Source organism: Paraburkholderia sp. Ac-20340 (assembly GCF_017104965.1).
Classification (GTDB): domain Bacteria; phylum Pseudomonadota; class Gammaproteobacteria; order Burkholderiales; family Burkholderiaceae; genus Paraburkholderia.
In genome coordinates this window covers 37,525-45,836 of the sequence record NZ_JAAGPR010000051.1, presented here as the reverse complement: position 1 = coordinate 45,836, position 8,312 = coordinate 37,525, and the positions used below count along the sequence as shown (strand labels likewise).

General features: G+C 66.0%; 8 protein-coding genes and 1 pseudogene. 7 read left to right on the top strand and 2 right to left on the bottom strand.

The features are described from left to right. The 7 genes and pseudogenes from glyA to G3N59_RS34835 all read left to right on the top strand — a co-directional run. Positions 1-236, top strand: a pseudogene (gene glyA, locus G3N59_RS34865) (serine hydroxymethyltransferase); the annotation flags it as partial. Positions 237-250: 14 nt separating this feature from the next. Next, positions 251-799: a hypothetical protein gene (locus G3N59_RS34860; protein ID WP_205987452.1), complete on the top strand. Its 549-nt coding sequence runs from the start codon at positions 251-253 to the stop codon at positions 797-799. A 110-nt stretch (positions 800-909) separates the two neighbouring features. Further along, the gene (locus G3N59_RS34855; RefSeq protein WP_205987451.1) at positions 910-1,827 is read left to right on the top strand and encodes a LysR family transcriptional regulator; all 918 of its coding nucleotides are present in this window, start codon (positions 910-912) and stop codon (positions 1,825-1,827) included. Positions 1,828-1,989: 162 nt separating this feature from the next. Then, a complete protein-coding gene (locus tag G3N59_RS34850; RefSeq protein WP_205987449.1) occupies positions 1,990-3,129 on the top strand; it encodes a porin in 1,140 nt (379 codons plus the stop codon). 46 nt (positions 3,130-3,175) lie between these two features. Beyond that, entirely contained in the window at positions 3,176-4,534 is a 1,359-nt protein-coding gene (locus G3N59_RS34845) for an MFS transporter (RefSeq protein ID WP_205987448.1), read from the top strand. A gap of 28 nt (positions 4,535-4,562) precedes the next feature. After that, on the top strand, positions 4,563-5,336 hold the full coding sequence (locus G3N59_RS34840) for a DUF4286 family protein (protein ID WP_205987447.1): 774 nt from the start codon (positions 4,563-4,565) through the stop codon (positions 5,334-5,336). Further along, a complete protein-coding gene (locus G3N59_RS34835; RefSeq protein WP_205987445.1) occupies positions 5,336-6,367 on the top strand; it encodes an alcohol dehydrogenase catalytic domain-containing protein in 1,032 nt (343 codons plus the stop codon). Before G3N59_RS34840 ends, G3N59_RS34835 begins: the two co-directional genes overlap by 1 nt. A gap of 47 nt (positions 6,368-6,414) precedes the next feature. Here G3N59_RS34835 and G3N59_RS34830 read toward each other — a convergent pair whose 3' ends face one another. Both G3N59_RS34830 and zigA read right to left on the bottom strand, forming a co-directional pair. Next, the gene (locus tag G3N59_RS34830; RefSeq protein WP_205987443.1) at positions 6,415-6,975 is read right to left on the bottom strand and encodes a carbonate dehydratase; all 561 of its coding nucleotides are present in this window, start codon (positions 6,973-6,975) and stop codon (positions 6,415-6,417) included. Positions 6,976-6,992: 17 nt separating this feature from the next. Further along, entirely contained in the window at positions 6,993-8,222 is a 1,230-nt protein-coding gene (gene zigA / locus G3N59_RS34825) for a zinc metallochaperone GTPase ZigA (RefSeq protein ID WP_205987442.1), read from the bottom strand. Positions 8,223-8,312: the final 90 nt, after the last annotated feature.

Below are 8,312 nucleotides of genomic sequence, written 5' to 3'. Positions count from 1 at the left end.
CGCACATCACGGTCAACAAGAACGCGATCCCGAACGACCCGGAAAAGCCGTTCGTGACGAGCGGTATCCGTCTGGGTTCGCCGGCGATGACCACGCGCGGCTTCGGCGTGAAGGAAGCCGAGCAGGTGGGTAACCTGATCGCCGACGTGCTGGAAGCCCCTGAAGATGCCGCCACGATCGAGCGTGTGAAGGCGCACGTGGCCGACCTGACCACGCGTTTCCCCGTCTACCGCTAAAGCGCCGAGCCATCGTGCACACCTACATCGGCCCGAGTCTCGCAGCGGGCGGCCGCACGCTCGCCCTGTTCAAAATCCCCACGCGCCAGGGCGAGGTGTATATGAGCGTGGGCCGCACCGAATTCGGCAACGACGAACGCGCCGTCGTGGAAGTGCGGCGCGATGCGCTGTTCGGTCTCTGGCGCAACGACCTGACCGATACGGCCCGCGCGCTGGCCGCTCGCGGCAAGGCACCGGGCGAAACACTGAGCGAAAAGCTGGAACTCGCCGATGAAGGTTTCCGCTTCGGCATGGACGATCCCGTGCCGCTGGTGGAAGTGTGCTGCCGCGTGCGCTCGCAGATCAAAGCCGCGCCAAGCGGTGGCCCGGCCGCCGGCAACGCCACCGCGCAGCCCTATGTGTCGGTGATCGACGGCGTCGCGCGCACGCTCTGGCTCGCGTCCCAGGGCGCGCCCTGCTTTCCTGTCGAATGCCTCGTCGCCGAGGCGCCCTTGCTCGCCCGTCTGGCCGGTTCGCGGCGCAGCCGCTGGATGCGCGTGTCGGAAATGTTGCCGCGCCACTGACCTCCCGCCTGACCCGGCGCGCGCATATGGGAAAATGCGCGCCTGAACAGCGCTCGAATGGCAGGCGGCACACGGTCGGTGACCGCGCATCGGCGCGCAAGGGAGACAGGATGGATAGCGTCGAAAACGCACGCGCGTTTCTCGCGGTGGCCGAAGTCGGCAGTTTCGCGGGCGCCGCGCTGCGGCTCAATCTCGCGCCTTCGGTGGTCACCAAACGCGTGAGCGCGCTCGAAAAAGAACTCGGCCAGTTGCTGTTCCAGCGCACGACGCGCAGCCTGCATCTCACCGCGGGCGGGCGCGATACGATCGTGCGCGCGCGCGATTTCCTCGCCGCCTACGAACGCATGATGCGCGGCCCGGACGAAGACGACGGCTCGCGCCTGACCGGCCGCCTGAGAATCAAGGCGCCTTCGTCGTTCACGAATCACTTCCTCGGCGCGATGTTCAACGATTTTTTCCGCGATCATCCCAAGGTCGATGTCGAGCTTCAACTGACCAATCGCCCCGTCGATCCGGTGGTCGAAGGCTTCGATTTCGTCATCTCCGGTCTGCCGGTGGCCTACGACGGCGTCGAGGATTTCCCGCTCTGCCCCTTCAAGCGGCACGTCTACGCCTCGCCCGCCTATCTCGCGCGCCACGGCGAACCCGCGCATCCTTCCGAACTGGCCACGCATCGCTGCCTGCGCTATTCCTACCTCAATCCGGCCGGCACCTGGAGCTTCGTCGAGCCGGGTTCGGGCGGCGTGATCGACGTGGCGGTGAACGGCGCCTTCGCGACCAACGATATCGACGCCATGCACCGCGCCACCGCCGATGGCCTGGGCATCGCCGTGCTGCCGCGTTACCGCGCGCGCGCCGGCGTGCAGGCCGGCGATCTGGTGCAGATCCTCGGCGGCTTCGAATTGCCGGACTTCTGGGTCAAGGTGCTGCGCCCCGCCGGACATAGCAACCCGAAGGTTTTCCACGCGCTGCTCGATCATCTGACGCGCGGCCTCGCCACGCTGGTCGAAGGCGACGGCTATCTCTGACGCGCGCCGCCCGGCGCGCCCCACGCCATCCTTTCCAAAAAACGCGTTCTGAAGTTCCCGATCGATGCTGTTTCCCGCGGGCCGTTTCGCGGACTATCTCGCCGACGGACGCAACAGGCCATGCGAGCCAGCGCGCCGGACACAAAACGAGAGGAGACAGCTTTGAGACAGTGGATGGCCTATGTGCCGCTGGCCGTATGTGCCGCGGCAGCACACGCGCAGAGCAGCGTGACCTTGTACGGCGCGGTGGACAGCGCGCTCACGTGGAGCAGCAATCAGGGCGGCAAGGCCGCGTGGCAGACCTATAGCGGCGGCCGCGCAGGCGATAAATGGGGCCTGCGTGGCGTCGAGGATCTGGGCGACGACCTCAAGGCGATCTTCGTGCTCGAATCGGGCTTCAGCATCGAAACCGGTGCGGCGCAGCCGTCGAATACGCTGTTCGGGCGCCAGGCCTACGTGGGCCTGAGCGGCAAACTGGGTAACGTCTGGCTCGGCCGTCAGTATTCGATGACGAACGACTATTTCGTGCCGCTGAGTACCAGCATGATGTTCGCAGGCGGCCTGGGCGCGCCGCTCGGCGATATCGACGGCTCGTGGAACTACAACAAGATCAGCAACGTCATCAAGTACGAAACGCCGGTCTGGCACGGCTTCAACGGCAGCGCGATGTTCAGCCTCGGCGGCACCGCAGGCGACTTCTCGCGCAACCGCGTCTACGGCTTCGGCGCGCAATATGCCCACGCGGGTCTGACGATCGCCGGCGCCTACATGAACATGCGCACGCCGGCCACCTCGATCTACGGCGCCAGCGCGGCGCCGGTCGCGGGCGCCGCGTTCGCCAACCCGGTCTCGAACCCGATCTTCTCGAACTACGTGAGCGCGGCCAGCCAGCAGGTCGCGGGCGGCGGCGCGCGCTACGTCTGGGGCCGCTCGCAGATCGCGTTTTTGTACGACAACATCCGCTTTCTCGACATCACGCGCACGGCGTCGAATCCGCGCGCGCCCGCCAACGCGGCCTTCAACGACTATCAATTGACCTACGGCTTCAACGTCACGCCCGCCGTAATGCTGGGCGCCGCGTTCCAGTACAGCATCGCGCCGGGTAGCCGCTATCGCACGGCTTCGGTGGGCGGCGCCTACCTGTTGTCGAAATCGACCTACCTTTATGGCATCGGCATCTGGCAGCACGCGAGCGGCATCGACTCGACGGGCCACGAAGCGGTCGCGGACCTGTTCGGGCTTTCGCCGTCCAGCAACGCCAACCAGGGCGCGGTGCGCATCGGCTTGCGGCACCTGTTCTGAGCGCATATCCAGCGTATCCAACTAGAAAGGATTGAGGAGACATCAGGTGAATTCACCCCATTTCGCGGGCGGCGCACGTCAGACCGACGTGCAGGCCTTCATCGACGAACGGCCGCTGAGCCGCTTCCAGACACTCGTGATCGTGCTGTGCTTCCTGACCGTGGCGATCGACGGCATCGATATTGGCCTCGCGGCCTATATCGCGCCTTCGGTGCGCGCCGAATGGGGGCTGACCGTGACGCAACTCGCGCCGATTTTCCTCTCCGGGCTGATCGGCATGATGGTGGGTTCGCTGGCCTTCGGGCCGCTCGCCGACCGTTACGGCCGGCGTCCCGTGATGCTCGCCTCGGTCGCCTGCTTCGGCGTGGCGACGCTCGCGAGTCTGCTCGCCAGCAATATCGCCGAGCTTTCCGCGCTGCGTGTGCTCGCGGGCATCGGCATCGGCGGCGCGACGCCCACGGCCGTCACGCTGACCGCCGAGTTCGTGCCCGCGCGCCGCCGCCTCACGCTGATCACGGTGATGCTGTGCGGCAATTCGCTGGGCTCGGCGTTGGGCGGCGTGGTGGCGTCGCAGGTGATTCCGCGCTTCGGCTGGCACGCGATGCTGGTGATCGGCGGCGGCGTGCCCTTGCTGCTGCTCGTCGCGCTGTGGGCGCTGCTGCCCGAATCCATGCGCTATCTCGCGCTGCGCCGTCCCGAACGCGCCAGCGATCTGCTCGCGCTCGGCCAGCGCATGGCGGGCGGCACGCTCGACGCCGCCACGCGCTTCGTCGCGCTCGAATCGCGGCCGGGTCGCGCCGCCGTGCGCGAACTGCTGGCGCTGCCGTATCGACGCGGCACGCTGCTGCTCTGGACCACGTTTTTCATGGGCCTTTCCGTGCTGTTCCTGATGGCAAGCTGGCTGCCGACGATCATCACGCACTCGGGCGGCTCGATGCGCGCCGCCGCGCTCACCACCGCGCTGTGGTCGGTCGGCGGCACCACGGGCGGCCTGCTGATCGGGCGCGTGATGGACGGCAGCCAGCCCAGCCGCGTGCTCGGCATGGCGTATCTGTGCGCGTGCGCCGCCATCTGTATCGTCGGGCAGGCCTACGCGACGCCGCTCGTCGCCGCGCCTTTCGTGTTCGTCGCGGGCATGTGCATCAGCGGCACGCAGGTGGGCGTCAACGGCCTCGCGGCCACGCTCTATCCCACGGCAATGCGCGCGACCGGCGTGGCGTGGGCGACCGGCATCGGCCGCTTCGGTTCGATGCTCGGCTCGGCGCTCGGCGGCTATCTGCTGTCTTCGGGCCTGAGCTACGGCGTGCTGTTCGCGATTGTCGCGATGCCGGCTGTCGCCGCTGCGCTGTGCATGTTCGCGATGCCGCGCCGCGCGGCGGCGCCGCTCGCCGCGCCTGCGATCTGACGATTTTTCGATAAACGGAGTTCACCTGATGGCCCTCTTCGGCTGCGCGTTTCTCGCGCTCTGGAACGATGTCGATGCCGATGTCGAGGCGCAATACGAGCGCTGGCACACGCACGAACATGTGCCGGAGCGCGTCGGCATTCCCGGCTTTCTCGCCGGACGGCGCTATCGATCGGATGCTGCCGGACAGCCGCGCTATTTCACGCTGTACGAAGTGACGGATGCGGCGGTTTTCGACTCGGCCGCCTATCGCGACGTGATCGACCGCCCGACGCCGTGGTCCGCCGAAATGCGCCCGCGTTTGCGCAATGTGGTGCGGGCGACTTGTGCAACGATGGCGTCGGTTTCTTCGGCTTTGGAGGCTTCATCGGCTTCATCGGCTTCATCGGCTTCATCGGTCGGCGGCGTAGCGCAGGACGGTGCCGCACTGGCCTGCGCGCGTTTCTCGTGCGCGCCGGATGCGCAACCCGCCGCCGAAGCCTTGCTGGCCGCGTGCGCCGCGCTCGCAGGCGTGCGTTCAGTGCGACTCGGCAATGCTTTGGACTCCGTACCGCAAGCCTTCCAGCAATGGTCAAAAAACGCCGCGCCCACTCACGTGCTGCTGATCGAAGGCGACGATGAAACCGCCTTGCGCGCCGCGCACAGCGCCATCTCGGCGGCCATCGCCACGCACGGCCACGCGAGCGAGGCCGCGATCATCGACACCTACACGCTGGCGTTCCAGATCGCGCACGCCGAAGTCGACGACGCCTTACGGCGCGCCCAACCCCCGCTTACTTTTGACGCCCATTCAGGACATTGATGATGCAGGCATTGCAGAAAACCACCGCCGCCTTCGGGCTCGAATTGCGCGACGTGCCCGCGCCCGACGCGCCGGCCGAAGGCGAAGTGATCGTCGAAGTCGCCGCCGCCGGCATCTGCGGCAGCGACGTGCATATCTACGACTGGTCGGGCGGCTACGACTTCCTCCAATCGGCGTTTCCGGTCACGATCGGCCATGAATTCGCGGGCCGCGTGGCCAGCGCAGGCAGCGACGTCGGCGCACTCGCGGTCGGTCAGCCCGTGGTGGTGATTCCCTCGGTCGAATGCGGCGTGTGCGAAGCGTGCCGCTCGGGGCGCGTCGATGCCTGCCGCGACCGGCGCGGCATTGGCATGCTGCGCGACGGCGGCTTCGCGCGCACCGTGCGCGTGCCCGCCGCGAACTGCCTCACGCTGCCCGACGATATCGACCTGGGTATCGCGGCGCTGGGCGAGCCGCTTTCGATCGCCATGAGCGCGGTGAAGACCGCCGAAGTCGCGGCCGGCGACCGCGTGCTGGTGATGGGCCCGGGCACGATCGGCCAGGGCATCGCGCTGCTGGCCAGCGTGCGCGGCGCGAACGTCACGGTTGTTGGTTACGACGATGCGGACCGCCTCGCCACGGTGCGTGCGCTCGGCATCGAGCAGACCTTCGATCTGCGCGACCATGCGCTGGACGAAGTGAAAAAGCGCACGAATATCGACGAATTCGACATCGTGATCGAAGCGACGGGCGTGCCTTCGACCGTGCAGGCCGGGCTCGATTGTCTGCGCCCTTCGGGCATCTTCGTGATCTGCGGCATTCACGGCAAGCCGGTCAGCTTCGATGCCGCGAAGCTCGTGCGCAACCGCCATCAGATTCGCGGCACCTATCGCGCGACGCGCGCAACGTGGGCCGAAGTGCGCGATTTCGTGGTCGCGCATCAGGCGCGACTTGCACCAATGGTCACGCATCGCCTGCCGCTTGCCGAAGCCATCGACGGATTCGAAATGGCGCGCAACAAGATCGGCTCGAAGATTCTGCTGCTGCCGTAACTGCCCGATGCCATGCGGCCCGCTCGACTGAACGGGCCGCATGACCGTCAAAGCTCGTTCGCGATACGCCGATAACCGCGCACGAGACGGTTATTCGTCTGCGCGACATCCTCGGAAAACTCCGCGGCGCTCGCCGACACTTTGGGGATCGTCGCGAGATCCGTTGCCGGCCCGATACGCAGCGTCGAAGGCACATAAAAGCCTGCGGGAAGATCGCAACCGTCCACCACCGCGTTGTGACGCACCACGCAACCGGCACCAACCGTGCAGTTGAACAGCACGCTATTGAAGCCGATAAACACGCGGTCGCCCACGCTACACGGCCCATGCACGATCGCGCGATGCGCAATCGACGTATGACGGCCAATGTTCACCGCCGCGCCCGACTTCGAATGAATGACTACGCCATCCTGAATATTGGAATGCGCGCCGATCACAATGGGCTCGATCTCGCCGCGCGCATCGGTTTCATCGGCGCGAATCACGGCATACGGGCCGATAAACACATCGTCCTCGACGATCACGCGACCGCACAAAATAGCGGTCGGATCGACAAAAGCGCTTTCATGCACCACGGGCAGATCGCCACGCGGATTCTTTCTGATCATTGCCCCGCACCCTTTCCTTACCAGATCACACTGCTGTCCTGCTCTTCGGGCACCGTGCCGTCCCACTCGGGAAACGGATCGGCGAAATCGGCCCATGCGTGCGGGCCCGTGGCCATTTCCGCATCGTCCAGCAAGCACGCATCGAGACGTTGACGCAGCAGCGCTTCGTCCATATCGATGCCGATCAGCACCAGTTCCTGACGCGCATCGCCGACGTTTTCGTCCCAGTTTTCGTCGATAAACGCGCGCGATTCGTCGTCCGCGGGCCAGTGCGACTTCGGCACCGCGGCCCACCAGAGCCCCATCGCGCCATGACGGCACACCGATCCCGCCTGCGACCACGAGCCTGCATGCGTGGGCCGGCTGGCGAGCCAGAAGAAGCCTTTCGAGCGCACCACGCCCGGCCATTCGCTATTCACGAGATCCCAGAAACGCTGCGGATGCATCGGCCGGCGCGCACGCCAGACAAAGCTGCCGATACCGTATTCCTCGGTCTCCGGTTTATGTTCGCCGCGCAATTCCTGCAGCCAGCCGGGCGCTTTCGAGGCCTCGTCGAAATCGAATAGTTTCGTGTCGAGCACGTGCGCGAGCGGCACGCGGCCGAATTCGGCGATCTCGATGCGCGCACGCGGATTCAACCCGCGCAGGATGGCGATCAGGCGCTCGCGATCGGTCGTGTCGATCAGATCGATCTTGTTGACGACCATGACGTCGCAGAACTCGATCTGCTCGATCAGCAGGTCGGCGACCGTGCGCTGATCTTCCTCGCCCAGCGACTCGCCGCGCGCTTCCAGACTGTCCTGCGAACCGTAATCGTTGAGGAAATTGAACGCATCGATCACGGTCACCATGGTGTCCAGGCGCGCGACATCCGAGAGACTTTGGCCTTCTTCATCGGCGAACGTGAAGGTTTCGGCGACCGGCAGCGGCTCGGAAATCCCCGTCGATTCGATCACCAACTGGTCGAAGCGCCCCGCCTTCGCCAGCTGGTTCACCTCCAGCAGCAGGTCTTCGCGCAAGGTGCAGCAGATGCAGCCGTTGCTCATCTCGACGAGCTTTTCGTCGGTGCGCGAGAGTTGCGCGCCGCCGTCGCGCACGAGCGCCGCGTCGATATTCACCTCGCTCATGTCGTTGACGATGACGGCCACGCGGCGGCCTTCGCGATTGTTCAGGATGTGGTTCAGCAGCGTCGTCTTGCCGGCGCCCAGAAAACCGGAAAGCACCGTGACCGGCAGGCGTGTGTCCATGGGGAGGCTCCTTGGCTTCTGTTCTGCGATTCTTTGTATCGGGGATGGCGGCAGCGGCGCTGATGCGCATCGCTTCGCACTGTTCAATTT